This is a genomic window from Allobosea lathyri, assembly GCF_900108245.1.
In the GTDB taxonomy this organism is placed as follows: domain Bacteria; phylum Pseudomonadota; class Alphaproteobacteria; order Rhizobiales; family Beijerinckiaceae; genus Allobosea; species Allobosea lathyri.
The window spans coordinates 1-26,285 of record NZ_FNUY01000008.1; the positions used below are offsets into that span (position 1 = coordinate 1).

27 protein-coding genes and 1 pseudogene are annotated in these 26,285 nt (G+C 61.2%); 9 read left to right on the forward strand and 19 right to left on the reverse strand.

Annotated features, from left to right (window positions below):
* A partial coding sequence (locus C4S73_RS18275; protein ID WP_146071404.1) for an integrase core domain-containing protein occupies nucleotides 1-321 on the forward strand: 321 nt, incomplete at its 5' end.
* A 139-nt stretch (nucleotides 322-460) separates the two neighbouring features.
* On the opposite strand, the gene C4S73_RS18280 is transcribed toward C4S73_RS18275, so the two are convergent.
* Nucleotides 461-1,357 carry a LysR substrate-binding domain-containing protein gene (locus C4S73_RS18280; RefSeq protein ID WP_103873976.1) on the reverse strand — a complete coding sequence of 299 codons (897 nt, stop codon included), beginning with the start codon at nucleotides 1,355-1,357 and terminating at the stop codon, nucleotides 461-463.
* Between the two features lie 698 nt (nucleotides 1,358-2,055).
* On the opposite strand from C4S73_RS18280, the gene C4S73_RS18285 reads away from it, so the two are divergent.
* Entirely contained in the window at nucleotides 2,056-3,252 is a 1,197-nt protein-coding gene (locus C4S73_RS18285; protein ID WP_103873977.1) for a CaiB/BaiF CoA transferase family protein, read from the forward strand.
* Between the two features lie 104 nt (nucleotides 3,253-3,356).
* Here C4S73_RS18285 and C4S73_RS18290 read toward each other — a convergent pair whose 3' ends face one another.
* The 8 genes from C4S73_RS18290 to C4S73_RS18325 all read right to left on the reverse strand — a co-directional run bounded on the left by C4S73_RS18290 (nucleotide 3,357) and on the right by C4S73_RS18325 (nucleotide 10,976).
* Entirely contained in the window at nucleotides 3,357-4,157 is an 801-nt protein-coding gene (locus tag C4S73_RS18290; protein ID WP_103873978.1) for an enoyl-CoA hydratase, read from the reverse strand.
* A gap of 34 nt (nucleotides 4,158-4,191) precedes the next feature.
* Nucleotides 4,192-5,256: an ABC transporter ATP-binding protein gene (locus C4S73_RS18295; RefSeq protein ID WP_103873979.1), complete on the reverse strand. Its 1,065-nt coding sequence runs from the start codon at nucleotides 5,254-5,256 to the stop codon at nucleotides 4,192-4,194.
* Nucleotides 5,253-7,007, reverse strand: coding sequence for an ABC transporter permease (locus tag C4S73_RS18300; protein WP_200828047.1), 1,755 nt, complete (start codon nucleotides 7,005-7,007; stop codon nucleotides 5,253-5,255). The genes C4S73_RS18295 and C4S73_RS18300 overlap by 4 nt, the downstream gene beginning before the upstream one ends.
* A gap of 107 nt (nucleotides 7,008-7,114) precedes the next feature.
* Nucleotides 7,115-8,146, reverse strand: coding sequence for an ABC transporter substrate-binding protein (locus C4S73_RS18305; RefSeq protein WP_103873980.1), 1,032 nt, complete (start codon nucleotides 8,144-8,146; stop codon nucleotides 7,115-7,117).
* Between the two features lie 50 nt (nucleotides 8,147-8,196).
* Nucleotides 8,197-8,952 (reverse strand): SDR family oxidoreductase, encoded by a 756-nt coding sequence (locus tag C4S73_RS18310; RefSeq protein ID WP_103873981.1) that lies wholly within the window; start codon nucleotides 8,950-8,952, stop codon nucleotides 8,197-8,199.
* Nucleotides 8,949-9,401 carry a MaoC/PaaZ C-terminal domain-containing protein gene (locus C4S73_RS18315; protein WP_103874245.1) on the reverse strand — a complete coding sequence of 151 codons (453 nt, stop codon included), beginning with the start codon at nucleotides 9,399-9,401 and terminating at the stop codon, nucleotides 8,949-8,951. Before C4S73_RS18315 ends, C4S73_RS18310 begins: the two co-directional genes overlap by 4 nt.
* A 2-nt stretch (nucleotides 9,402-9,403) precedes the next feature.
* Nucleotides 9,404-9,802, reverse strand: a complete 399-nt coding sequence (locus C4S73_RS18320; protein ID WP_103873982.1) for a Zn-ribbon domain-containing OB-fold protein — start codon at nucleotides 9,800-9,802, stop codon at nucleotides 9,404-9,406.
* Between the two features lie 7 nt (nucleotides 9,803-9,809).
* Complete coding sequence (locus tag C4S73_RS18325; protein ID WP_103873983.1) at nucleotides 9,810-10,976, reverse strand: thiolase C-terminal domain-containing protein; 1,167 nt, start codon at nucleotides 10,974-10,976, stop codon at nucleotides 9,810-9,812.
* A 194-nt stretch (nucleotides 10,977-11,170) separates the two neighbouring features.
* Here C4S73_RS18325 and C4S73_RS18330 point away from each other — a divergent pair, with 194 nt between their 5' ends.
* The 4 genes from C4S73_RS18330 (at nucleotide 11,171) to C4S73_RS18345 (ending at nucleotide 13,900) form a co-directional block, all read left to right on the forward strand.
* On the forward strand, nucleotides 11,171-12,076 hold the full coding sequence (locus tag C4S73_RS18330; protein ID WP_103873984.1) for a LysR substrate-binding domain-containing protein: 906 nt from the start codon (nucleotides 11,171-11,173) through the stop codon (nucleotides 12,074-12,076).
* 71 nt (nucleotides 12,077-12,147) lie between these two features.
* A complete protein-coding gene (locus C4S73_RS18335) occupies nucleotides 12,148-12,585 on the forward strand; it encodes an acyl-CoA thioesterase (protein WP_160115828.1) in 438 nt (145 codons plus the stop codon).
* A gap of 569 nt (nucleotides 12,586-13,154) precedes the next feature.
* Entirely contained in the window at nucleotides 13,155-13,592 is a 438-nt protein-coding gene (locus C4S73_RS18340) for a Ros/MucR family transcriptional regulator (RefSeq protein WP_103873986.1), read from the forward strand.
* Between the two features lie 35 nt (nucleotides 13,593-13,627).
* Nucleotides 13,628-13,900 carry an HU family DNA-binding protein gene (locus C4S73_RS18345; RefSeq protein WP_103874246.1) on the forward strand — a complete coding sequence of 91 codons (273 nt, stop codon included), beginning with the start codon at nucleotides 13,628-13,630 and terminating at the stop codon, nucleotides 13,898-13,900.
* Between the two features lie 668 nt (nucleotides 13,901-14,568).
* Here the strand turns inward: C4S73_RS18345 and C4S73_RS18350 are convergent.
* From C4S73_RS18350 to C4S73_RS18375, 6 genes are all read right to left on the reverse strand, one after another.
* Nucleotides 14,569-16,254, reverse strand: coding sequence for an FAD-dependent oxidoreductase (locus C4S73_RS18350; RefSeq protein WP_103873987.1), 1,686 nt, complete (start codon nucleotides 16,252-16,254; stop codon nucleotides 14,569-14,571).
* 4 nt (nucleotides 16,255-16,258) lie between these two features.
* The gene (locus C4S73_RS18355) at nucleotides 16,259-17,110 is read right to left on the reverse strand and encodes a sugar phosphate isomerase/epimerase family protein (RefSeq protein WP_103873988.1); all 852 of its coding nucleotides are present in this window, start codon (nucleotides 17,108-17,110) and stop codon (nucleotides 16,259-16,261) included.
* Between the two features lie 56 nt (nucleotides 17,111-17,166).
* On the reverse strand, nucleotides 17,167-18,123 hold the full coding sequence (locus C4S73_RS18360) for an ABC transporter substrate-binding protein (RefSeq protein ID WP_244595664.1): 957 nt from the start codon (nucleotides 18,121-18,123) through the stop codon (nucleotides 17,167-17,169).
* A 214-nt stretch (nucleotides 18,124-18,337) separates the two neighbouring features.
* Nucleotides 18,338-19,411 carry an ABC transporter ATP-binding protein gene (locus C4S73_RS18365; RefSeq protein ID WP_103873990.1) on the reverse strand — a complete coding sequence of 358 codons (1,074 nt, stop codon included), beginning with the start codon at nucleotides 19,409-19,411 and terminating at the stop codon, nucleotides 18,338-18,340.
* Nucleotides 19,412-19,441: 30 nt separating this feature from the next.
* Nucleotides 19,442-21,058 (reverse strand): ABC transporter permease, encoded by a 1,617-nt coding sequence (locus C4S73_RS18370; protein WP_244595665.1) that lies wholly within the window; start codon nucleotides 21,056-21,058, stop codon nucleotides 19,442-19,444.
* A 201-nt stretch (nucleotides 21,059-21,259) separates the two neighbouring features.
* Nucleotides 21,260-22,015, reverse strand: coding sequence for an SDR family NAD(P)-dependent oxidoreductase (locus C4S73_RS18375; RefSeq protein ID WP_103873992.1), 756 nt, complete (start codon nucleotides 22,013-22,015; stop codon nucleotides 21,260-21,262).
* 283 nt (nucleotides 22,016-22,298) lie between these two features.
* Here C4S73_RS18375 and C4S73_RS18380 point away from each other — a divergent pair, with 283 nt between their 5' ends.
* Entirely contained in the window at nucleotides 22,299-23,354 is a 1,056-nt protein-coding gene (locus C4S73_RS18380; RefSeq protein ID WP_103873993.1) for a LacI family DNA-binding transcriptional regulator, read from the forward strand.
* A gap of 163 nt (nucleotides 23,355-23,517) precedes the next feature.
* Here C4S73_RS18380 and C4S73_RS18385 read toward each other — a convergent pair whose 3' ends face one another.
* From C4S73_RS18385 to C4S73_RS18395, 4 genes and pseudogenes are all read right to left on the reverse strand, one after another.
* Nucleotides 23,518-23,979 carry a hypothetical protein gene (locus C4S73_RS18385; protein WP_244595666.1) on the reverse strand — a complete coding sequence of 154 codons (462 nt, stop codon included), beginning with the start codon at nucleotides 23,977-23,979 and terminating at the stop codon, nucleotides 23,518-23,520.
* 347 nt (nucleotides 23,980-24,326) lie between these two features.
* Entirely contained in the window at nucleotides 24,327-24,698 is a 372-nt protein-coding gene (locus tag C4S73_RS18390) for a sensor histidine kinase (protein WP_103873995.1), read from the reverse strand.
* 3 nt (nucleotides 24,699-24,701) lie between these two features.
* Nucleotides 24,702-24,860: pseudogene (locus C4S73_RS29080) on the reverse strand (hypothetical protein); the annotation flags it as partial.
* Nucleotides 24,803-25,030: a sensor histidine kinase gene (locus tag C4S73_RS18395; RefSeq protein ID WP_103873996.1), complete on the reverse strand. Its 228-nt coding sequence runs from the start codon at nucleotides 25,028-25,030 to the stop codon at nucleotides 24,803-24,805. The gene C4S73_RS18395 and the pseudogene C4S73_RS29080, both read right to left, overlap by 58 nt.
* A gap of 343 nt (nucleotides 25,031-25,373) precedes the next feature.
* On the opposite strand from C4S73_RS18395, the gene C4S73_RS18400 reads away from it, so the two are divergent.
* Together C4S73_RS18400 and C4S73_RS18405 are read left to right on the forward strand one after the other, a co-directional pair.
* Entirely contained in the window at nucleotides 25,374-25,763 is a 390-nt protein-coding gene (locus tag C4S73_RS18400; RefSeq protein WP_146071406.1) for a hypothetical protein, read from the forward strand.
* A gap of 104 nt (nucleotides 25,764-25,867) precedes the next feature.
* Nucleotides 25,868-26,095, forward strand: coding sequence for a hypothetical protein (locus C4S73_RS18405; RefSeq protein WP_103873998.1), 228 nt, complete (start codon nucleotides 25,868-25,870; stop codon nucleotides 26,093-26,095).
* Nucleotides 26,096-26,285 lie beyond the last annotated feature (190 nt).

A 26,285-nucleotide genomic window follows, 5' to 3' on the forward strand; every position in this document is an offset into this window, starting at 1 on the left:
GACAATGGTCCCGAGTTCGTCGCCAAAGCAGTGCGGGAGTGGATCACAGCGGTCGGCGCGAAGACGGCCTTCATCGAGCCAGGCTCGCCTTGGGAGAACGGCTATTGCGAGAGCTTCAACTCCAAACTTCGCGACGAGCTCCTCAACGGCGAGGTCTTCTACAGCCTCGCCGAGGCCAAAGCTGTCATCGAAAGCTGGCGAAAGCACTACAACACCGTGCGGCCCCACTCATCGCTCGGATACCGTGCTCCGGCACCGACCGCCATTGTGCAGCCGCCAAACCCATCGCCAGACATGGCCGCGAAGCCGACCATGCATTAGACTGAAACCGGGCCACCCAATGGGGGCAGACCACACTTGCGAGGCGATTGCGCGCTCATTTGTCTCATCAATCAAAAGGATTCGAAACCCGAATTGGGCGCGTCCGTGAGGGAACCGAGCCCCCGATCGAGATCGGCTTTCAGCCGAGCTGTGTGAACGCATCGCGTAGATGCCCAGCGAACGCTATAGTTAGTTTCGACTGGGCGATGTTTGGCGGAAATGTCATTTCCGTCTGTATGGATATCCTCGGATGGAATTGGGCAATGTGGACGACATTGGCGAAGACGGTCGCTGCATAGGGGCTGATCACTCCAACTCCGAGGTTTGAAGCGGCCAACATGCAGATAGTCGCCGAATAATTGGTTTCGATGATCGATGGCGGCCTGATCCCCTTTTTTTCCAACAGCGAATCCAATCGACGTTGGAGCGTATCGTCTTGATGGTGGGCGAGCAGTGGAAATTCGCTGAGGTCGTCGACATCTATCCGCGCTTTGGTCGCTAGCGCGTGGGACTTTCCCATCACGCAAACAGCGTGCGATTGATGAATTAGTTGCGGATCAAGGCCCGTCGAATTGAGCCGGCTGGTCGAAACGGCCATGTCGTACATGCCGCTCAGAAGTCCATCCTGCATCTGATGAGTTTCAATCGTATGAAGGCTCACGCGAACGCTGGGAAAATCGTTTTTAAAACGTTGAGCCGCAGCCGGAATCACGGAAATTCCGAGCACCGGCGTACATGCCACTCGCAGCAAGCCGGTTCCGCTTTGACGCAACGCGGTGACGGTCTGTTCGATCTTCTCGAGTCCAAGGAAGTGCCGCTGGACGGAATCGAAGAGTTCCTTGGCCTCTGGGGTGGGGGTGAGACGACCTCTGTTTATTTCGAAAAGCTTGATGCCCGTGGCAGCTTGCAATTGTGCCAACGTACGACTCACGGCCGGTTGCGTCGTATTGAGGATTTGAGCGGCCCCGGTTGTCGTGCCCGTGAGCATGACTGCGCGAAATGCTTCAATCTGGCGGCTATTCAAGTGACGACCCATACGACCTGCCTCCGAACGCAACCCCACGTATGCCAGACTTGCATCAATAATCGAAAACTTTGACGCTAAGGGCGTGCGCTGAAATCTTACCTGAGACCCTTTTCTCGTCCGGCCTGAGGGAAAGTCCTGGATTTCTTTGATCCGAGACCATTTGCTGGACCGCCGGAGGTTGGACTTCCCGGACTTTGATCACGGCGGTGGGCTGGGTGCTCCGCCGGGTCTGCGGCAGGCTCGGTGGCTTGTTGTCGATGGCCCCATCTGGAAGTGTCAGCAACCAGTGCGTGTTATGAACTCGCTGTGGAAGCGCCCGTTGATGGGGTGGACGGCCCCTACACCCGGCATCGGCGTTGCATAGCGGCTGTCGTGGCAGTCTAACTCAAAAGGAGCCGATTTTATCGCAGCGATTGGTCTGATTGATGCACGAGTGATGCCTATACGTCGCGCACCGGCGGCTCTGCCCAGCCGATCCTGTCTGATTTTCCGAACGTCTGGAATGTAAATGCAGAGGCGAGCTGGCGCGGACAGGCGACGTGAAGCGCGGCCAACGCAATGCCGCGAGCAGATCTCCTGTCTGCGCCTCCAATTGGTGCATTTTCAGCATCTGATGCGTCCCAAATTGCTGATTGTTCCGATCGGCGCATTCCAAGACAGTCACGCTGCCGAAACGGCGACAGATTGATCCAAGGAGCTTTGCCACCATGAGCGCAGACGACGCTTCGCGCGGCCCGTTATCCGGCATTCGCGTGATCGACGCGACGCATATGCTCGCCGGCCCCTATTGTACCTGGCTGCTGGGAGCCTTGGGCGCCGACGTGATCAAGATCGAGCGGCGCGGGGCGGGCGATTTCACACGCATTATCGCTCCGTTCCGGGACGAGAAGAGCATCTATTTCATGAGCGTCAACCGCAACAAGCGGAGCCTGACGCTCGACCTCAAGAGCCCGCGCGGGAAGGAAATCTTCGCGAAGCTGCTGGCCGGCGCCGACGTGTTCGTCGAGAACAACCGCGCCGGCGTCATGGACAGGCTCGGCTTCGGCTATGATGCCGCCGCGAAGATCAACCCTCGGCTGGTCTATGCGTCGATCTCGGGCTTCGGCCAGACCGGGCCCTACAAGCACAAGCCGTCATTCGACGCCATCGCGCAGGCCCTGTCGGGCATGATGAGCATCACGGGGGAAGAAGCGGGACCGCCCGCACGCGTCGGCGCTTCGATCGGCGATATCGGATCGAGCCTTTTCGCCACGATCGGCGTGCTGTCGGCGCTGCAGCAGCGCGAGCGGACGGGGTGCGGCACCTTCGTCGATGTCGCCATGCTGGACTGCCAGCTCGCGCTGATGGAGAACGCGATCGCGCGCTACCTGAACGCTGGCGAGGAGCCGCGCCGGCTGGGTAGTCGCCATCCGCTGATCGCACCGTTTCAAGCCTTCGCCACGGCAGACGAGCCCATCGCAGTTTGTGTCGATACCGACGAGCAATGGCAAAGACTCTGTGGTGCGCTCGAACGCCCCGACCTTCTGAACGATTCCCGCTTTCCCGACGGCTCTACCCGGGCAGCCAACCACGCTCAACTAGAGCCCGTGCTCACCGAGATCTTCGCAAAGCGCGGCCGAGAGCAATGGCTCGCCATCTTGGACGATGCGGATGTGCCTGCCAGCGCCATCAATTCCGTTCCTGAGGCGCTCGCCGATCCGCAGGTTATTTCGCGCAAAATGGTCGCCGAGGTTCCTGTCGGATCGGGCCGCCGCTTCGTCGGCGTTCCCATCCAAATGCCGAAAACGCCGCTTCCCGAAGAGACGGCGCCACCGGAGCTGGGCGAGCATAGCGACATAATCCTGCAAGACCTGGGGTTCTCGCTGGAGGAAATCGAGGCGCTGCGTGCCGAGGCGGTGATCTGACGTTCACGCAAAAAAGCTATTCGCTCGGGCATCGTGCCATCGTACGAAAGAGGCCGGACATCATGTCCGGCCTCTTCATTTTCACGGGCTTCCGTTGTCAAAACCTAGCGGCCGAGCCATTGCGGCTCTCGCTTGGCGAGGAAGGCGGAGATCGCCTCCTGCATGTCCCGGGATCCGTAGCAGGCGGTGAGAATGTCATCGTCGCCATCCGATGGGACGCCGTGGTCGCGCAGTCTCAGCAGGGCCTGGCGCGTGGCCCAAAGCGTAAGCGGAGCGAGCCTGGTCAGGGCCTCGGCAACCTCCTGAGCCCGATCGTCGATCTCATCGTCAGCCACGATGGCGCGGATCGAGCGAGTGGCCAGGAGATCGTCGGCGCCGAGCAGCCTGGCACTAAAGATCATCTCCTTGGTTGCAGCCTCGCCCAGCATCGAGATCAGGCGAGCATAATTCATCAGGCTCAGGCAGTTGCCGACTGTGCGGGCGATGGGGAAACCGAAACGCAACGAAGGCGCAGCGATGCGGACATCGCAGGCCGAGGCCAGCAAGGCGCCCTGACCGACACAGGCGCCAGCCATGGCTGCAACGGTCGGGATCCGGAGCGCCTCGATCGCCACGATCAATGTCTCCGCCTCGCGCTCGATCGCGATCGCCTCCTCTGGATCGGCGGCCTTGGCCAGTGCGCCCATATCCGCGCCCGCCATGAAAGCCGGCTTTTCGCCGCGCATGCCGGTAAAGACCACCGCCTTGGCACTGCCGTCCTGCGCGATGGCCTTGACCGCCTCGAACAAGGCTTGCTCCATATCCGAGGACAGTGCGTTGCGAACCCGGGGGCGATTGAAAATCAGCCACTCCACGTCGCCCTTGCGCTGCCTCAAGAGGGGCGCGTCTTGTTGATGCGTGGTCATGCAGGAATCCGATCGATCTTGACTGGGCTGGCCCTTATTGGGGCGCATCCAGAATCTGGCAGGCGGTGGGCGGCAGATGCACGGAGACAGGGTCTCCGATCGAGGGCCGAAGATGGGGCGCGACGAAGGCTCTCAACGTTCCGCCGTCGGCAAGGTCGATCAGGACATCGCGATACTCGCCGAGATAGGCGCTGCGCTTCACGGTGCCGTCCAATCGGTTGCCGGGCGTAGTCGGGTCGCACAGCTGCACTCGCGACGGGCGGATACACAGGATCGCCGGCTCGCCGGGCGCGACGCTGCTGCGATCCTCTGCGCGCAGCGGCGTTGCGCCCACCCGGAGCGCGCCGCCGGCATCTTTGACGCCCTTGATCTCGTTGTTGCTGCCGATGAACGACGCGACGAAGGTGTTCGCAGGCTTTTCGAAGATGTCCTCGGGCGAGCCGAACTGCTGAACGACGCCCGCTCTCATCACCGCGACCTTATCGGCCGTGACCAGCGCTTCACCCTGGTCGTGTGTCACATAGACGGTGGTGATGCCGAGTTCGTCATGGACGCGCCGGATCTCGAAGCGCATCTCCTCGCGCAGATGCGCATCGAGATTGGAGAGGGGTTCATCGAGAAGCAGGATCTTCGGCTCGACCGCCAGCGCCCGCGCCAGCGCGACGCGCTGCTGCTGGCCGCCGGACAACTCGAACGGATAGCGATCACGAAAGGCGCCGAGGCGGACCATGTCCAGTGCCCGGTTCAACCGGGTCTCGACTTCCGACCTGCTCAGCTTTCGCAGCTTCAAACCAAAGGCGACATTCTCGGCCACGGTCTTATGCGGCCAGACCGCATAATTCTGGAAGACCAGCGAAATCCCGCGATGTTCGGGCGGGATCACCTTCTGAGGGCTGGAAAGTAACTCCTTGTCGGCCCAGATCTCGCCAGAACTCGGTGTATCGAATCCCGCCAGAAGCTGCAGCGTCGTCGACTTCCCGCAGCCCGACGGGCCGAGCAGCGCAAGCAAGGCTCCGTCCGGGATGATCAGATCGCAGGATTTCAGTGCCTGGTAGGTGCCATAGGATCTACTAAGTTGCCTGATGTGGATTTCGCTCATGTGACTTCTCCGAGGCTGGCTGCGTTGCGCCTCCGGCGAGCGGCTCCCTCCGTGATGAAACGAGCGAGCAGTACGATCATGAGGGTGGCGGCGAGGAGCAGGGTGCTCGCAGCACAGACGGCTTCGTAATTGCCGCCATCCTTGTAGTTGTAGATCAGGGTGGTCATGACGTTGGTCTTCGTCGACACGAGAAAGATGGCCACCGAAAGTTCCCGCATGATCGGGATGAAGACGAGGAGCCATCCTGCAACGAGCCCGCCACGCATGAGCGGCACCGTGATCGCGGCGAAGGCGCGGCTTTCGCTGGCGCCGACGCTACGCGCGGCCCGCTCCATTTCGGGGCTGATGCCCTTGAGGATCGAGCCGGCTTGCGAATAGGCGATAGGCAGGAAAGTCGCGACGAAGGCGGCGATGACGATGGTGCCGGTGCCGTAGAAATTCAGCGGTGGGCGGGTATAGGCGGAGAAGAAGCCGACCGAGAGCACGATGCCCGGAATGATGATCGGGATAGTGACCAGCACGGCGAGCAAGCCTGCGCCGCGAAGCAGCCGCCGCTCGACGATGTAAGCGACGATTACCCCCAGCAGCACGCAGAAGCTCGCCGCGACTCCGGCATAGAGCAGTGAGTTGACGATCGCGCGCTGGGTTTCGGGGTTCTCGGTTATTGCCCAACGATACCAGTGTAATGTCAGATTGCTCGGCACGGGCCCCAGACCCCATGCTTTGCTGAGGGAAACGAGCACGATCGCGACATAGGGCAGCAACACGGCGGTGACCGGCACGATGAGAGCGAAGGCCAGTGCCGGCAGGCGCCATTTTTTCAGCCTGATCAGTCGGCCGGCGCGGCCCTTTCCTCCCACGGTCACAAACTGTCGCCGGCCTAGGATCTTGTGTCGCGCATAGAAAAGTCCGCCCGTGACAATGACGAGGGGCAGGCAGTAAGCCGCCGACAAGAACAGGGCAGGGGGGAAGAGCTGGTAGAATTCTGCGAGCTTCGTTGTGACCACGAGCGTGCCACTTGGGGTCAGCAGGAACGCGGGCACGCCGAACAACGTCATTCCCTGAATGAAGGACAGAATGAAGCTGACCAGCACGGCCGGCATCACTAAGGGGATGGTCACGGTGATCATCGTCCGCATGACGCCGGAGCCGAGCGTTGTCGCGGCATCCTCGAGCTCGACCGCCATTTCGTCGAGCGCGCTCGAGACCATGGTAAAGGTATAGGGCACGGTATAGATCGCACAGACGAAGATCGTGCCGATCATCGTGTAGATGTTCATCAACGGCGTCTGCGCGCCTGTGACGGACCGCCAGCCGACATTGAGCCATCCCGAATTCGGTGCGGCGAGCAGAATCCAGCCGAGCGCACCGATGAAGGACGGGGTCACGAAGGCGGCCAGAGTGAGCACGCGGATCACCCCGCGGCCCGGCAGATCGGTCCGTGCCACGAGCCAGGCCAGGGGCACCCCAAGAAGCGTCGAGAGAACGGCAACGGCGCTCGCAAGCAGAAGCGAGTTGAGGACAGGCTTAATCAACGCCGCCGAGGCGAAGATCTGGCGGTAATTGCCCAGGGTCCACAGGCCGGTGTCGTCGTCATGCAGGCTGTTGTAGAGGATCCAGCCGAGCGGCTGGACCACCAGCAGAAACAGCGCCACGAGGAGTACCGCCAGAACGACCCAGCGCAGCACGTGATGGCGTAGATGGCCAATGGACGCTGACCGGGTCGGCATCGTCGGGATCGACAGGGTCATGGAAGCTCTTTTGAACACTGATCAAAGCCAGCCGCGCCCGGGCGAGGCGCACCTGCCGCAGATAGATTTCCGTCGAGAACTCAGGCGCTGCGAGTGGAAGGAGATCGTCAGACGACGATCTCCTTCCACTTGGCGATGCCCTCGGTAACCTCTGCGGCGAGATTGTCGACCGGGTTGCGATACCACTTGATCGACTGGAGCGTGCGGCCCTCGGCCCAGGGCACATCGGTGCGAAGTGTCGGCCAGAAGTTTTTAGACAGGATCTGGGACACCTCGACCGAGTACAGGAAGTCTGTGAAGAGCTTGCCGGCATTCGGGTGGGGCGCTTTGGTCGGGACAGCCACCAATCCGAGATTCAGAATTGCGCCATCTTCCGGCACGGTGACATCGATCGGGTTTCCGGCAACCTTCTGCGCGAGCGAGTAGCTGAAGGGAGCCCCCGAACCGACGGATCGTTCGCCCGATAGAATGTCAGTCACGGTATCGACGTTCGACTGGCCGACCTTGGGCTTCTGCTTGGCGAAGGCCTTCAGGAAGTCGTCGCCGTATTTCTTCCGGATTGCGACGACCCAGCTTGCAACGTCGCCAGAGAAGGCGGGGCTGCCCGTCGTGATCTTGCCGGCCCAGGGCGCGTCGAGCAGCGCCTGCCAGGATTTCGGCGGGGAGGTGACCTTCGATGACTGGTTGATGGTCGTCAGGCTGATAGCACCGACATGGAAGGCGTTGCCCGGATCCAGGTTGCGGAAATCCGCCGGCACCATCTCGATATTGGCCGGCTTGTGCGGCTGGATCGCACCGATCTTCTTCAGGTCGATGTAGTGGAGCAGGTTGGTCGTACCTAGCGAGTCACACTGGACCGCATCGTTCTGGATCTCCAGGCGCAGGCGCGTGTAGACCGTCTGAGACGCCTGCCGCAGCAGGTTCACCTCGATTCCAGGGTACTTCGCCTTGAAAGCATCGCGAATTTCCTCGATCGTCTTCTGCTCATATGAACCCCAGTAGAGGTTGAGCGCGCCTTCCTTTTTTGCGGCCGCGTAGAGGGCGTCGTCAGCTGCGCTGGCGGGCACGATGCGAGCCGCGGAGGCGGCGATACCTGCAGCACCGGCAAGCAGGACATGTCTTCTGTTGAGCGTCGTCATCGGCTGGTTCCCCTGTTAGGTTTTTTTGAAGCATTGCTTTGAAGGCTTGATCAGTAGTCGCCCGTGGTCGCGCCTCCATCGACGACGATCACCTGGCCGGTGACGTAGCTTGCATCATCCGAGGCCAGGAACGCGGCGACCGAAGCGATCTCGGAAGGCTGAGCAGTCCGGCCCAGCGGCATCTTCTCGATCCAGCTCTCCCGGAGCGCGGCCGGCACATCCGCCAGAATAGCGGTCTCGACAATCCCGGGAGCGATGGCGTTCGCGAGAATTCCGCGTTTGGCGCCCTCAAGCGCCACAGTATGGGTCAGTCCCACGATGCCAGCCTTCGCAGATGAGTAGTTGGACTGGCCGAAGGATCCGAGGATCGCTGTCGAGGCGGTGTTGATGATCCGGCCCCAACCCTTCTTTCCGATCAAGGCGAAAGCGGTCTGACAGCCGAGCCATGTGCCGCGCAGGCTGACGTTGATGACCTGGTCCCATTCGTGGTCGGTCATTTTCGTCAACGACCGGTCGCGGACGATACCGGCGACATTCGCCATGATATCGACCTCGCCGAATGCAGTCGGCAGGGAGGTTATCGCCGTGTTCCAGCTGTCGCGGGTCGCGACATCGATCGCGACCGCACAGGCGGAATGGCCTTTTGCGATCAGTCGCTGGGCAACCTCGACCGCCTGGTCGAGGACCAGATCGGCGACAACGACACGTGCGCCCTCGCTGGCGAAGCGCTCGCAGATCGCGGAGCCGATCCCGCCGGCGCCGCCAGTGACGAACGCGGTATGACCTTCGAGACGGCCCGATATCACGGTGCGCGTCCCTGTTCGCTGGGGCCGACAAGCAACACGTCCTCGCCCTCCTGAACGGTTTCGCCGCGCTGGTTCTTGAGCGTCATGGCGACCCGGACGATCCCGCGACCCGGCTTGGAGCGACTCTCGCGGGTCTCCTTGACCTTCGCCTCGTAATGGATCGTGTCCCCGGCGAAGATGGGGCCGACGAAGCGGCGCTGCGTCTCGAGGAATGCCTCGATTGCCCAGTCGTCGATGACGGAGCGCAGGCCGGTGCTGAGCGAGTGGCCGAGCATGCCATGGGCGATGCGCTTGCCATAGGCGCTCTCGGCCATGAACGCGGCATCCATGTGCAGCGGGTTAAAGTCGCCTGTCAGGCCAGCGAAGAGCACGATATGCGTCTCCGTCACGGTAATCCGGGCCGATATGGCGGTTCGGCCCGTCTCGATTTCAAGGAAAGGGACGGGCATCGTCATGTCTCCCGACGGCGAAAGACCGGGAGGGAGATGCCGTCCGGCAATGGCGAAAAGGCGACGGCGACCGGCATGCCGACCTGCAACTCGGCCTCGGCGATTCCGTCCAGCCGCGACAGCATGAGCACGCCCTCCTCGAGCATGATCAGGGCGCAGGTGTAGGGAGCGTCGATAGGCCCGTTCCCGCGATGGATGGTGGAAAAGGAAAAGACCGTGCCGCGCCCGCTGGCCTCGACCCATTCCGGCGTCGCCTCGGGTGCGTAGATCGAGTGCGCGCGGGGATACCATTGGTGACGTCCCGTTACCGGACAGCGCTGGATCATGAGCTTGCCGGCTTGCGTGGCCAGCCAGAATGGATCGGACACGATATCGGTGATGGGAGAACTCAGCGCTGTCATGGTTCCCCTAGACTGTCAGGATTGCTGTCGCGGCAGCGCAGAAGGTCCCACCCAGACCGTGCACGAGGGCTACTTCGGCATCGGGGACCTGAACGCCAGGCCCTTCTCCCCGCAACTGCCTCACACCTTCGATCATGGCGAAGATGCCGCGCTTGCCGGGATGGTTGGAGGACAGGCCGCCGCCATCCGTGTTGCAGGGAAGCATGCCGCCCAGCGTCAGATGCCCGTCATCGACAAAAGCGCCACTTTCGCCCTTCGCGCAGAATCCGAGATCTTCGAGCGCCAGCATGGGCGTGATCGTGAAGGCATCGTAGAGCTGGGCGACGTCGATATCGGCATGGCCGACGCCTGCCATGGCAAAGGCGCGCGGGCCTGAAATTGCCGCCGGCGTGGTGAGATCATGGTCGATCTGGCTAATTTGCGTCCTAGCGACGGCTGTTCCGAAGCCCGCCAAGTGAACGGCCTTGGACCGGCAATCGCGCGCCCTTTCCCGACTGGTCATGACGATTGCGCCCCCGCCATCCGTGACCACGCAGCAGTCGAGCTTGCGCAGCGGCGTCGCGATCATCGCAGAGCCGAGAACGTCATCGATCGTCAAAGGGGTGCGAAAGCGCGCGTCGGGATTATTCGCGGCATGCTGCCGGAAGGTGACCGCGACCTTCGCCAGCTGCTCGGACGTCGTACCGTAGAGGGCCATGTGGCGCTGCGCGAACATGGCGTAGGCGGAGATCAATGTCGGCCCATAGGGCAGCTCGAACTGGCCGGGACCGGCTGGCAATACGAAGGGGTCGAAGGACGGCGTGGTGAGCGGCCACCAGCGCGGACAGGACGCGTAGCTGATGACGACCACATCGGCGAGCCCGGCTGCGATAGCTGCGGCAGCATGGCCGGCGTGAACGATGTAGGAGCATCCGCCGACATCCGTGCTGTCAAAATATGTCGGCTTGATGCCGGCATATTCGGCGAACTCGGTCAGGCTGCTAACGCCACCGCCTTCAGCCCAATCGCCTGCAGCCACGCACAGGCCGTCAACGTCTGACAGGGCGAGGCCGGCATCCGCGAGCGCACCCGAGATGCACTCCATCTGCAACGCGAAGGGATGCAGACGGGGCGCTTGCCTGCGAGGCGACTCGTACGCACCGACGATCGAGGTTTTTGCCGATGTGTCGCTCACTCATGGTTACCCCGGTTTCAGAAACCTGGAGCGTATGGCGTTCCCTCAACTCAACAAGCAGTTTGAAATGCCCTTATTGGTGCATGAGGCGCACCGAATTGTGCTTGACGACCACCCTGGACTCGCTTGATTTAAGAGGCAAATCGGTATTTGCGATTGCTGTCTGGTGCAGCAGGCGGTCAGGGGAGTTCGCGATGCGCCGCCGTCTTCCACCGTTGCTGGCATTGCGTGCATTCGAGACGTTCGGGCGGACGGGTACGGTGAGGGGCGCGGCCGACGAGTTGGCTGTCTCGCATACCGTCGTCTCGCGTCACATCCAGAACCTCGAATTGTCGATCGGGATCAAACTCGTCCAGAAGTCGGGGCGAGGCTTGGCGTTGACGCGGGAAGGCAAGCGCTATGCCGTCCAGATGCGGCATGCGCTGGATCTCATCGCGGATGCGACAGGCGAGTTGTGGAGCGGCAGCAGTGACGCTCTCCACATTTGTTGTATGGCTGGTCTCGCATCGCAGCGCCTGCTCGCCCGGCTGCACGAGATCGAAGAGTTCCTGGGCGGTCGCGAGATCATTCTACAGCCCATTTCATCCCGGCCTGATTTCAGTCAGGGCGATGTCGATGCCGAGATCAACTATCTGGAAAACCCGAGCTTTCCCGACGAGCTTCGCGGCGAGATATTCTTCCGCCCCCGGATTCTTGCCGTCGCCAGCCCCTCGTTCAAGGCGCAGCATCCCGAGGCGGTCAGCGTCGCTAGCTTAACCGAGCTGCCGCTGATCCATGAGCGGTCGACGAGGCAGTGGGAGAACTGGTTCGATCATGCCGGCATCACGGAGACACCTCGGCTCCGCGGGCCGCGGCTCTGGCATGGCCACTTGGCTGTCGAGGCCGCGCTTCTCGGGCAGGGCGTCGCCCTCGTCAGCGATCTCATGGCGGGGGAGCTCCTGCTGCGGGGAGAACTTGAGGAAATGGTGCCCACCAATATTCGCATGGGAGGATACTACTTCATCACGCAGGCGCGGCGCTGGAACGAAAATTCGATTGCGGCACTCCGCAAATGGCTGCTCCAGACCTTTCCGGACAATCACGCTGTCACGAACGAATAACGCACCAGACCCGAACCATTTAGCTGCTGGTTGGCCTGCCACTGGCCGCGTATCGTCTGATTATGAGCACCATGTTGAGGTCGCCGGCCAGTATCCGCAGCGCCCATGTCGATCCATCTTGGGTCGATATCTACGGCCACATGAACATGGCCTATTACGTCAAACTCTTCGATGACCTGGGGCATGACATTCTAGCCGAGTTCGGGCTTGGGGAAGCCTATACGCGAAGGTTCGGCTTCGGACTATTCACCGTGACGGCGACCATTGCCTATCTCAGGGAAGTCACGGCCAACGCGCCACTCACGGTCAGTCTGACAATCGACAAGGCTGACGACAAGAGGCTGTGGACCAGTCTCGAAATGCGGCATTCGGAACACGGCTTCGTTGCCGCGACGATGGACCAACTCGCTGTCAATGTCAGTCTGGCTACGCGGCGGGCGGCAGCCTTTCCAGCCGAGCTGGACGAGGTTCTCAGCCCTTACAAGCTTTCGCCGGAAGCTCGGGCATGATGTCGGTCGAGACGATGCGCTTTGCAAAGCTACGATTTCCGATCGTTTAGGTCGAGACCTAACGAATAGCTGACGGTCGCGGCGATGCAGACGGCAGCGAGGACGTTGCCGGCGCTGAACATAGCTTGAGGGCACAGGAGTCGGCTCAATCTAAACCGCTTTCACCGATCGCTGGCATTTTCGCTGGAGTTGGAGTTACCTCGCCCCGAATGGTGCCGGGAGGTCAGCGGAAAAGCAGCGCCGGCGCAAGTATCACTGCCGCCAACGCCAGGAGGGCCAACGTTCTCAGCCAGACGGCTCGCGTTCGTGTCGAAAAAATCCAAGAACTCTGCATCGATGGAGTACGCCACTTATTGAGCTGTACGGGAACGAGGCATCAAAGCGCGAAATGCGCTCTACCGTCAATCAATCGAATTCGACGAATTGAAGTCTTCATCATGCACTTCGTTTGGATGGCTATCGTCCAGAGCCTTGATTCGCAAATTCGAGCGGCCTAGTCGACGTGAAGAGCACTTGATTCCCGATTGTCTCGGCGATTCGATAATCGGATCGAATCTTCGGAGAGCATCATGGCCGAAACCAGCGACAACCTCATCGAATTGGTGGCCGATATCGTGTCCGCTTACGTCTCGAACAACAGCGTGCCGATGGTCGATCTTCCTGGGCTCATTGCAACGACGCACGCCGCGATTTCGGGCCTGGGCGCTCCGCCTGCGCCCGTCGGTGAGGAGCGCCCGACGCCTGCGGTGGCAGTTAAGAAGTCGATCACGCCCGATTTCCTCATCTGCCTTGAGGACGGTAAAAAGTTCAAGTCGCTGAAGCGGCATTTGCGCTCGGCCTACAATTTGTCTCCCGAGGAATATCGCGCTCGATGGGGCCTTCCAGCCGATTATCCAATGGTTGCTCCTTCATATGCAGAGGCTCGCTCCTCACTCGCCAAGCGGATGGGTCTGGGCCAGCAGCGCCGGAAGACTCCTGTCCGCAGTAAGGCTGCCAAGGCCAACTGATCATCAACTGATCCGTGGAAGTGCTGGAGGAAATGATGACGAAGAACGAGCTTATTGCGGCAATCGCCGAAGACGCCGCAAAATCGAAGGCGGATGTCTCGGCAGTTTTGGCTTCGCTTTCAGGCGTCGTTGCTAAGGCTCTCAAGTCGGGAGCAAATGTAACGCTAAGTGGTGTTGGGAAGCTGTCGTCAGCTAAGCGCGAAGCTCGACAGGCCCGCAATCCATCGACTGGCGCTACGATCGAGGTTCCCGCGAAGACCGTCGTGAAATTCAAGGTTGCAAAGGACCTCGCCGAGACTGTCGCCTGAGGCCTGAGCTCCAAAATATTAAGCCCGCCGTTGGCAAACGGCGGGCCTCTGACTTCTGTCAGGACTAGGCGGATCCGGCCGTCGCCGGAAAACTGGTTTTTGCCTCCTGTCGGTTGCGGCCGGTACGTCCGCGGCAACGCATCCAACTGAAGAGCGGGCAGGGGCCAGAATGGCACCGCGCGGACAACCAGATAGTGACGGGTTTCGTTCCAGCAAGGCCTCACCTGATGGGGATTACCATCCGCGCCTGGCAGAAGAGCAGTCAACTCATGGGGCGCTACGCGTGAGCGACCCAAATGGCCAGCGATCGCGTCCAAGTGCTCAGACTGGATCAAGGTCACCCGGGGCGGCCGTCGACCCGACTGTAACGGTCGCCGACGATACGATCTGCTACGTCGACGGCCGCTGTCTCGACGGCCAGCATAGGTTCGCCGCGGCTTGGCCGGACGACGAGCCAGACGATTTGTCCAGGTCTACATTTATGGCTCGATCACAGTCGCTAATGCCGAAGCGCTACGTCGTTTCGGAGACGAAGGCGGCAATTGAGTTTCCGTTTTGGAACGGTCGTGCCGTCTGCGGCTACGTAAAGAGTTTCGTCCTGTCTCGCGAGTTCTTGGGCCTTCGAAAGATCGCATCTTCGACGAGTGGCTTGGGTTTGACCGCGCCTCCTAATTTTGATGACTGGCCAAATGCCGACCTGCGATGAAGCCGAACGTCATGGCGGGACCGAGATTGATTCCGCCGGCCGGATAGTGACCACCCATCACACTCGCCATGTCGGTACCAGCCGCGTACAGGCCTGGGATGGGCTCAGCGGATGCACTGAGCACCCGCCCGCTGCCGTCCGTCTTGAGCCCCGCGAACGTGCCGAAGCTGCCGGGCAGGACTTTGACCGCATAGAATGGCCCTTGATCGATTGGAGCGACGCAAGGGTTCGGCTTGTTGGCGGCATCGCCCTGAAGTCGGTTGTATGGCGTAGAGCCTCGGCCGAACTCAGGGTCAGCTCCCTCTCGCGCATGTCTGTTGAATTCTGCGAGGGTTTTTTCGAGACCCGTGGGATCGATGCCGCAGGCCTTTGCGAGCTCGGCGATCGTCGCACCGACCTTGATGTAGCCGGACTTGATGTAGGGCTCGACCGGCAGCGGTGTCGGTCGGGCGATGCCCAGCCCATACCGGCGCTGGAAGGCGCGCGTGCAGACCAGCCAGGATGCAATCTCCTCTCCATCCGGCACGGCTGCGAGCATGGCGGCGACATAATCGTGGTAGCCATCGCCCTCGTTACAAAAGCGTCTGCCATTGCCGAGCACCCCGATGATCCCCGGCTTGCCGCGCTCGATGATGTGGGGAAAGCGACCAGTCGTGCCGTCGGGAAAAGGAACGAGCGAGACCGGGCACCAAGCACCGGGCGCAGCGAGCATGGTGTCGACGGTACCGCCAGCCGACTCGCCCAGCCGCAAACCGTCGCCCGTCGCGGATGGAACGGCAAGCGTCCAATGCTGCCCATCGGCCGGAAAGGTGTCGCGGCGTCGCGCAGCATCGTGCGGGAACCCGCCGGCTGCGAGAACGACACCACGGCGCGCCCTGACTTCAAGCTCGCCGTCCCGTCTGTTCAAGAGCGCGCCTCGAACTACACCGCCCTCGATCAACAGCTTGGTCGCGGGGGACGCTTCACGCAGATCCACACCGAGATCGGCGGCTGACCGGAGCAGCCGGCCAACGAGCGCCAGGCCATTGCGAAGTTGCATGCCTCTGCGATGGAGGGCGAGGTCGATGACGTGCCGGACGAAGCGCCGGGCAACATGAACCAGAGCTTTCGGCGATCGCGTCACGTTCATGAAGGCAGCCAGATCCGAACCGGCCTGGATGGTCATGCCCAGGAAGGTCGTCTCGCGCAGCGGATGGCGGAGACGCTTGATTAAGTCCCCGAGGCCACGGGCGTCATAGGGAGCGGCGATGATCGAGCGCCCGCCCGTGCCGGCACCCGGAACAGCGCCGTAGGTGTCGCATATCCTGTTGCCGTCTTCGAATTGCAGAGCAGTGTTCTCCGCGAAGAAGGCCACCATCTCCGGCCCGGCGGTGAGGAAGGCCTCGACGCGCACCTCGTTGAAATTATTGCCGAGGACATTCCGGAGGTAGGTTCGCGGTGCGTCGATGTCCTCGACGATACCGGCGCGTTTGGCCAGCGGGTTGAGCGGCGCCCATATCCAGCCACCTGACCACGCGGTAGTGCCGCCGAAGACAGGCTCCTTCTCGGCCACAATGACCTTGAGACCGTGCCAGGCAGCTGTGACAGCGGCAGACAGGCCGCCGGCACCGGAGCCGATCACCAGAACATCGCACTCCTCTACGTTCATAATGTCAGGCCTGCGCCAGCTGTTCCTGGAAGAAGGTCTCGGCGTTATTGGCGGCAGCCATGAGTCGCGCCTCGACCGACCAGGCAGCCTCAGCCGCGACGGGCGTTTCGATCACAAGCGGCGTGCCGTCTGGCAAGATGTCAAGAATCTCGCCGAGCGGTATAATCCCGTCACCCAGATGAAGCCGTGAGGTGCGTGCCTCGACAGGCAGCTCTTCGAGCGCGGGAGAGCGGTCGGGGGCATCGCACAACTGGGCGTAAGCCACGCGGTGTGCCGGAATCTTGGCGAGATCGGCCGGCGTCGTCCTCGCACGCTGGATGTGCAGCAGGTCGAGGATGAGGCCGGCATTGGATCGACCGGCCGCCTCGATCATGGAAAGGGCCTCGTCATACGTCCGGATGTCGCGGTAGAGCATGAACTCGACGCCAACATGGAGGTTAAACTGCGCCGCCTCGTCGCAGAGGCGACCGAAGAGATCAACGCGCTGCGCGGGTTCCAGAAACACAGTGTTGCCGATGAATTCGGTGCCAATACACGAAATATGGGTCGCCCCCAGTTCTGCACCGGCGGCGAGAGCAGGGCGCATCCGCTCGAAATCCGTCTGCGGGGACAGGATGAAGGCTTCGATGTCAAAGACGCGCATGTCGTGAGCGGCCAACGCCGCCTTCACCGCCCTCATCATGTCGGGGCGGCCAACCACCTCGTGCTGAAGCGGTTGCGCCGTCGCGCTCATCATGAGCAGGCCGACCGCACCGAACCCGGCTGCAGCGGCCTTCTCGATGAACTCGACCGGGCTGATGCGCCCGATCGTGAGGTTCGCAACCGAGACTTGGCGCAGATCGATGGCTTTTCTCATCGCATGGACTTTCTCTATTTAGGGTCCCGGTCGTCATCTCCTGGTAGCGAATGGGCTCAGCGGTAGCTGAAGCCCGTACTGGTCGCCCACCAGTTCAGGATGGTCTCGCGGTCCTTCAGAGCCTTTTCGAGATCCAGATCCATCAGCTTGACCTCGGTCAGGACGGGCAAGCCCTTAGGCGACGCGACGCCGGTCCTCACCGGATAAACGCCTGCTTCGGAGAAGACCGCCTGCATCTCGGCTGTCAGTGCGAAGTCCGCCAGCAGACGGGCCGCGTTCGGGTTGGGGGCTTTGGCGCTGATGCCGATGGCGTTGAACTGCGCGACGCCACCAGATGCCGGCACGGCCATCGTGACGGGCGCCCCCTTGGCGATGATGCCCGAGACCGCCGTGGTGATGTTGAAGAAATCGAGCGGTCGTTCGCCCGTCTGAAGTTTCGTCGCCATGACGCCCATCGACGGGTTCAGTTCGCCTTTGGCGCTTCGGAAGCCTTTCAGGATAGCGCCTCCTTTTTCCGCACCATAGGTTTGGTAGAGCGCAGCGATCGTGGCGAATGTCGCTGAGGACGAGCCGGGATTCGACATCGCGCCGAGACCCTCCCATTCCGCTGGCGGGGTGATGTAGTCAGTCCAGTCCTTGGGCAGTGGCTTCTTGGCCATGGCCTCATGGTTGTAGGCGAACATGATAAGGTTGCCGTTGCCGCGAACGTAGCCACCACCAGCAGGAAGGCCGAGCTTGGTCAGACTGCCCACTTCGCTGCTGGTGAAATTGGCGAGATACCCGGACGTCTTTGCGGTGATAACGGTGTCTTCCGCCTGGTACATGACGTCCATCAGTGGCCGGTTGGCCCCATTCTCGGCCACGAAGCGGTTATATATCTGCCACCCGTCGCCAGTCGCTGATGTGACCTTGATCTTGGGATATTTGGCGCCGAATGCTTTCAGCAGCAACGGGACGGTGAACGGGTCGCCATAAACGACGATCTGTCCTTCCTTTTCGGCAGCAGCGATCAAGGCGGCATCGGCGGCCCTCGCCGACTGCGTGACGGACAAGGACGCTAGCAGGGCAAGCGTGCTCGCGGTGGCAAGTCCGCGCAGGACTCCGCGCCGGGTTTTGGTGGATGTCATCGTATTCCCTCCGAATTTGGCTTCTGACGAAGTCTGTTGTGAGCCCGCGCACGTCCTGCATCCGAACGCTCCACCGCGGTTGCATGGAGCGCCGAGGTCTTCAGGCCTGCCCCTCGAAAAGGTGGGCCAAGTCAGGCGCGACGGTCAGCGACAGCCGATCGCCGACTGAGAAGCGCTGGTATCCATAGGTCACGACGATCTGGGGCCCGATGGGAGTGTCGACGCGGAGTTCGCGGCGATCTCCGACAAACATCACCTCGCGGACGAGGGCCGGCAGGCCTGCTTCCCCTTGACCAGAAACCCTCCACGATTCGGGACGAACCATGCAGAGGGCCTCTCGCTCCGTGGCGCCGCCCTGGATGCTGCCTCGCGTGATGACCTCGCCGGAAGGCAAGGCTGCAACGCTGGCGCCATCCTTGTCAGGCCGAATCTCAACATTGAAGAGATTGGCCTTTCCGAGGAACTCGGCCACGTAACGAACGACCGGGCGGAAGTAGAGATCTTCTGGGGGCCCCTTTTGGACGACGCGCCCCTTATCGAAGAGAAAGATCTCATCACCCAACGACATCGCCTCTTCCTGGTCGTGGGTCACGAACAGAATCGTGGCGCTAATCCGCTCCTGGAGATGCCGGATCTCCTGACGCATTTCGACACGCAGCTTGGCATCGAGGTTGCTGAGAGGCTCGTCCATCAGGATGAGACGCGGATTGCCGACGAGACAGCGCGCGATCGAGACGCGCTGCTGCTGTCCGCCGGACAGTTTCATCGCACTCTTCTCGGCCTGGTCGCTGAGGCCGACGATCGCGAGCGTCTCCTTGACGCGCCTGGCGATCTCATCCTTCGGCACCTTATGCGCCTGAAGCGGCATCGAGACATTGCCCGCTACGGTCAAATGCGGCCAGATCGCGTAGGACTGGAAGACCATGCCCAGCCGACGCTTCTCGGGCGGCTGGTCCACGCCGCGCGCCGAAGCGTAGACCGCCTCGTTCTCGATCAGGATCTCGCCGCCGTCGGGGGTTTCGAGCCCCGCGATGCAGCGCAATGTCGTTGTCTTGCCGCAGCCGCTGGCCCCCAGCAGCACGGAAATCTTGCCGGACTGAAACGTCACGCTGAGATCATCGATCGCGCGCAGGTGCCCGAATGTTTTGGTCAGTCCTTCAACTCGAACGCTCATGTCAGTCTCTCCTGGCGCTGCACGCTCGGCTCAAGTTGCCGCGATCTGCCGCTGTTTGGTGATGTGCGTGACGAACCACATGACGCCCACGCCCAGCAGCAGTTGCAGCAGCGAAAGCGAGGCGACGAGGGAGAATTCCCCAACCGCCCAGGTGTCGAAACTTAAGATCGACAGCGTGCGAGAGCTCGTCGTGTAGAGCGGGAGGACCATCGACAGCTCGGAGATGAAGATCGAGTAGACCATCACCCAACTGGAGATGATCGCGGGCAGGACGAGCGGCAGCGTCACGCGCCACATCGTGCTTCCCCAGCCGAAGCCCGATATGCGAGCGCTCTCTTCAAGCTCGGGATGAATCTGGATCAGGCTGCTGGTGATCGATCGCACGGAGTAGCTGATGTAGCGCCCGATCAAGCCGATGATGATAATCCAGACCGTGCCGTAGACGCTCCACGGCACCCATAGCCAGAAGAAGCTGACTCCCAGCGCGAATGCGAGGCTCGGCACCGACATCGGCAGAAGGACGACGTGCTCGAGGAACTGCCTGCCGCGCATGCGCGTCCGTGCCGTGATCCACGACACGATCAAGCCGAGAACCGTGGTCGCGCTCGCCGCGAGTATCGTGATGATCAGGCTGTTCCAGAGCGTGGAGCGCACGTCCTGGGATTCCCAAAGGAAGGCGATGTTGTTCCACGTGAACTTCCCCGACCAAGTGTAGGTCGAGACGGAAGCCGCAACGATGATGATGATCGGCCCGATCACCGTCAGCAGTAGGTAGAGCCAGATGATGCTCGCTACGACATACCGCCCTGCGGCCAGCTGAATGATGCGCGGTCGAAAGCCCTTGCCTGTCACGGTGACGAAGGACCGCCCGCGCAAAGCCCAGCCCTGGAGTAGGTTGGCGATGACGGAGAGGATCATCAGGTAGATCGCTAGAACGGCGACGATGCCGAAGCTCGGTGGAAACTGTTGCAGTTCGAGATAGATCCGCGCCGTGACGAGGTAGATTTCCTTCGTCATCCCGAGGAGGACGGGCGTGCCGAACAGACCGATGCTGATCACGAAGGCGAGCACCGAGCCCGACAGGATTGATGGCGCAACGACGGGAAGCGTGATCCGGAACATGGTCTGCACACGGCTGAGGCCGGCGACCTGCGCCGCCTCCTCGAGGCTGGGATCCATGTTGCGCAGCGCCGAAGCGACAATCATCATCACATAGGGCGCGATGTAGATACCAATCGTCCAGATGAGGCCCGTATAGGTGTAGATATCGAGCGGCTCACCGAACCCAAGCCCCTTGGCCGGCAGATTGAACAAGCCGATCCGCGGGGCGCCGATCAAGACCCATGCGAAGGCGCCGATGAAGGGCGGGATGAAGATCGGCATCGTCGCGAGCTGTTCCAGCAGCCGCGCGAAAGGCACGTTGGTGCGCACCAAGCACCAGGCCAAGATGACACCGATGACGGCGGCGAGGATCATCGATCCGATCGAGACGACGACCGTGTTCCAAGCGGCGAACCAATAGCCGGATTGGCTCATGACCGTCTTGACGGCGCTGAATGTGAGGATAAGGCGCCCGCCCTCGGTCTCGACGAAGCCGCGGACAACGAGAGCGATTAAGGGGAACAGGGAGAAGACAGCCAGGACCATGCACGCGAGTGTCAGCCAACCGGCCTGCCTGAGCGACCGCGACGGGGAACGCTTAAAGAGCGACGGCATCTCTCCCTGGGGCGGCCCCACGTGAGCGGTCGTTTCAGTCGACATGACACCTCCCATCGTGCTTTTCGCCGAGACCTTGTTGGCTCTTGCCTTGTCGCGAGACGGCTGCCGCCGCGTCGGGATTGGTCACTCTCAGTACGTCGCGCGGCCGCCCGTCAGGTCGAATGTGAAGCCGGTCGTGAAGCTGCAGGCGGGGCTTGCGATCCAGGCGACCATCTCGGCCACCTCTTCGATCCGGAGGAACCTGGCCATCGGGATCTTCGAGCGGATGCTCGCGATGAATTCGGGCGTCATCTCCTGGAGGAGCTCGGTCTCGGCCATGGTCGGCGCGATGCAGTTCACCAGGACGCCCGACGTGGCGAGCTCCTTGGCGAGAGATTTGCTGAACGCGATAACGCCGCCCTTTGCGGCAGCGTAAGCGCTGCCTCCGGGGTTGCCTTCCTTGCCAGCGATCGATGCCACATTGATGATCCGGCCATATCCCCTTTCACGCATATGGGGGACGGCGCTCCGGCAGCCATGAAAGACGCCGTTGAGATCAATCGCCAGTACCCTCTGCCACGCTTCAATCGGGTAGTCCGACACCGCGTGGATAGGGCCGTTGATTCCGGCGTTGTTCACCAGGATCTCGACCCGGCCAGCCTTGGCGACGACTTCGGTAAAGGCGACATCGACAGCCGCAGCGTCCGAGACATCGACCTTCTGCTTCAGGATAGGGGCAAAACCGGCATTGTCTTCATCGAAGCTGCTGAAATTGACGTCCCACAGCGCCACGCGGCAGCCGGCGACGGCCAATCTCTGGGCGATGCCCAGACCCAAGCCTCGCGCACCGCCGGTCACGATGGCCGTTTGGCCGGCGAGATCTGTGAGTTTGCCGGAGATGGACATACGCTTTCGTTCTCGCTTTGCCGGTGTTTAAGTATAGGCACAGTTGATCGATAACGAACGGCGATGCGCACGGTCGCGAAATACGATTCGGCTGGAAACAGTGCTGCGAGCAAACGCAGCTTCGTGTTCTTCCATTCGATTTCAGGCGCCTCTTCTTAAATTGGAAGCGCTTCCATATTGACTATGTCGGGTAGATAAGAGTGTCAATCGTAAAATTTGGACTTGGCCGCGATCGTCGGCTGAAATAGGAATCAGCTTCGGCAGATGTCCGTGGGAGAGTTCCGTGCGCGTAAAAATCGCCGATGTTGCAAGATTGGCGAATGTTGGTGCCGGTACTGTTTCGCGCGTCCTAAACGGCTCCAGGAACGTCTCGCCGGAGACCCGCGAGAAGGTCGAGGCTTGCATCCGCGAGTTAGGCTACATGCCCAACCTCGTCGCCCGTGGGTTGGCTGCAAACAGGACCGGTATGATCAGCGCGATCATTCCAGCCATCGGTTACACCCAGCACGCTGAGGTCATGCAGGGTCTTAGTGACGTCCTGCATGAGAACGGCATCCAGCTGATGATCGGCCACTGCGGCTACTCGATCGAGCGCGAAGAGCAGATCGTGACCGACTTTCTGGAGCGACGGCCAGACGCGTTCTATCTCACGGGAGCCTGGCATACCCCGCAGACGCGGCGCTTGATCGAAGCCAGCGGTCTTCCAGTGGTTGAGTGTTCGAACCTGACCGATAACCCGATCGATTCCGTCGTCGGTTACGACAACTACGAAGCCGCACGGCAGATGGTGCACCTGCTTCACAGGCGAGGGCACCGACGTATGGCCATTGTCACCAACGCCGTCGAGCCCAACGACCGCATGGCGGATCGTCTCGAGGGCTATCTGGCTGCGTCGCGCGAACTTGGTCTGGACATGGACGACCTCGTCTTTCGTTACCAGAATAGCTTTCTGGGTGGGGGCGAGGCTGTCGGTCATGCTTTAAACCTGCCGAAGCCGATCGACCTGCTTGTCTGTTCCACCGACGTAATGGCTGTTGGCGCCATCTTCGAATGCCAAAGGCGCGGCGTGTCGATGCCGGATCAGCTTGCGATCTGTGGCTTTGACGATCTACCAATCGCCACGTCGATCAACCCTGCGTTGACGACCGTGAGCGTCGATCGTTTCGAGATGGGCAGGCAGGCTGGACAGGTGCTGCTGCAGAGGCTCGCTGGCGAAGCCGCGCCTCACAAAAAGATCGATGTTGGGTTCACGCTTCGCGAGCGCCAAAGCACTTATGCTGCGTCCACAGGTGGCGCGCGCCCGACTATTGTCCCGGTAGAGACCGTCCCATTGATCTAGGCAGAGTAAAAGACAGGTACGCCGATCGTTGGAATGGTTTGGGTCGCCGTCGCTTTGTTGTTTCAATTGCTTTGAAATGTCTCAGGTATCTGCAAATTAGAAATGTAATCGTCGCCGGCTTTCCAGCGAAGCGCTGCATCGCAGCCACAATCGGCTCGATCATTCAGCGTAGAAACCCCTTGGTGGCGAATTCCTCCCAGCCTTCAAGCGGAACTTCGGCCTCTTGCGATGCCGTGGGGGCGGACGTGGATTTGGCCTTTCCTTTTGCCGCACGCGTCAGGGCAGCCTTGCCAGCACCTCGGCTGCGGTTCTCGGCTAGCGCAACAGCATCTTCCTCGCGCCAGATCTCCGTCAAATCGCCGTTGAGGATATGCTCAATGTGCGCCGGCTCGAAGATGTGGAAGGTCACCGCCTTCGATCGCCCGCGCAACTTAACAGTTCGCGTTCCAGCGCTTTTTAAGCGACCGGCCTTCATCCACTTATGGCGCTCGCGGGAAGACATCGAGAGGATATCCTCGGCCTCCTTGGGAAGCACCGGTAGGTCAGCCAGACCAAGCATTGCTTGGGAGATTGATGCGGATGCGGCCTCGAAATCGTGCTCCTTTGCATCCGGCAGGTGCAGCACAGCTCTCCCTGCCTCGACTCGGAGGAATTTCCGCATGGTCCAAGGTAGCCTGCGTCGCAGTTCGCGCTCGATCCCCTTGGCCCGGACGGAAGATCCAAGAGTCACTGTCGAGGGAATTGACCACTCGGTTGTCATTGCGGCTAGCGATGTCATGGCACGTGGGCGCTCATATTTGCGCATAAGCGAGTAACCAGGTTTGCCTAGGCGAGTTCCTGGGAGATCAGTGCCTGACGCCTAAAATGCCGGCCGTGAACCAGTCGCTGTGCAGAGCCGCTCGGAAGATGGGGTTTGGTATCATCCACCGAGGTCGCTTCGGGAAACAAGAGAGCTCTCCCGGCATTTTGCGTTTAAGTCAGCCGATCAAAGGGCAGGGTGAGTGAAAGGACCAAACCCTCGCTTTTCCATTCCCGTTCGATCGTTGCCCCGAGACCGCCCAGTGTTGCCTTCTCGAGCTTGCTTCCAAAGCTGGATGGGGAGGGCGCGGCACTGATCTCGGGGCCTCCGCGTTCGCTCCACTGAAGCGTCAGGATGTCATCGTCGCGAGCGAGGTTTATCGACAACCGTCCTCCTGGAGAAGACAAAGCGCCGTACTTGGCGGCATTTGTCGCAAGTTCGTGCAGAACCAAAGCAAGGGCAGTTAAGGCGGATCCCGTAACGGTAACCTCCGGCCCAGTGATCTCCAGCGACTGCCGCTCATAGGGCGACAGGATTGCTTTCACGAGGCTAAGGAGATCCGTGGAGGAGCTCTTGCCTTCTGCCTCATCCGATATGGTGAGCGCGTGCGCCCGAGCGAGAGCTGTTACCCGTTCGCGAAGTTTCTGCGTCAGTCTTCGACGGAGCCGGCTGATCGGGCGCTCAGTGAAATGAGCCCGCCCGTCAATGCGAAGAGATTTTTGATGCGGTGGTTCATCTCGCGCATCAACAGTGTCTGGCGCGCCTGAGCCTGGATCCGTTCACTGATGTCGCGCGCGATCTTCGACGCCCCGACGATCGCTCCATGTTCGTCGCGGATATCGCTTCGTGAAGGCCTGACAGGTCCCGGCGCCGACATCTTACAGGCCTCCCGAATTACAGGCCTCCCGAATTCTTGCGAAAAAGCCCGTCGAAGACGTCGAGGCAAGCCTGCTTGCCGCCACGAGGTCACATTTGGATGGGCTCGACGGCGGTTCCACGCGACGATGACAGCGAAGGCCGCTGAAGCGTCATGGCGCTACCGGAACGCCCGCTGCTGTCGAGCGAGTCCGGCGACATCGGCAGCGCGGTGCCACCGAGCAGTGAAGCAAACTGGCGCCGTCTCATGCCATGCTCGCGTTCACATCCTGTGCGACCGCCCAAACATCTCAGACGATCTTGGCGAGGGCGATTGCTCAGGCGAGGCGACGAGCTTCGAGCCGTTGAAGCAGGCGCCGCAAGCCACGCTCAAACGCTTCCATGAGACGATCTTGCAGGACGATGTCGCGGCCAGGATGCGCCGCGTGCCGCGCGAGCCCAGGACTCCCAAGGCCTTCAAGTCGGTGGCGCAGGACCGGCCGCGCCCGGACTTCCAGAGTCTTCGCCGCGAGATCGACGACGTCAAGCCTGACGCGGTCCACTCTGTATCTGTGGAATCCGAGTTAGGGCGTGAATTATACGTCTGCCGGGCGGACGGCTCGCTCGGCCTAATGTGCGCCACTTCCGGACATTGGGCGGCTGCCAGCAAGCGGACATTGCCGGCCAGCTCGTTGAAGAATGTCTGGCGCGTGGGAGGGACGGTAGCAATTCCAATCAACCGGGCATCCGACTGATAAAAGAACGTCCGGTTTCGCTCGGCAGCGATCGGAGAAGCGGTCGTACGCGTCGATCTTGCGCGTCATCGGCTCCTCGCGCAGGGAACGCAGTTCCCCTTCAGATGATACCTCTGGCGGACTTCGTCGCCGATCCGGTGCGACATTTGCTCGATACCCCGTCTGACAAGATCGTGCTGGCTTCTCGCTGCATTGCGGCCTTCGGCTATGAAGATTGCCCAGGCTTGATGCTGGACTTGAGCCCGAGGAGTGACTTCGGAGCCCGCAGGCAAGGCAATATCCTCGGCACCTTTTCTCTCCGCACTCTGCGCATCGGCTACACAACCAGTTGAAAGGAGCCTCGCCCATAGGGTCAGCTCTATCTATTTGATCTATCGCCCAAGAAGTCATAATCACCACGCTATGAGCTGAATTCCTCTGTTCCCGGCTTTCAAGGCTCGCCGCTGACCGAAGGAATCGCTTCCCGATCCTAGAGAATCGTCGCAGGGATCCATAAACGAAGCCGTGTGGATTACCTTGGCG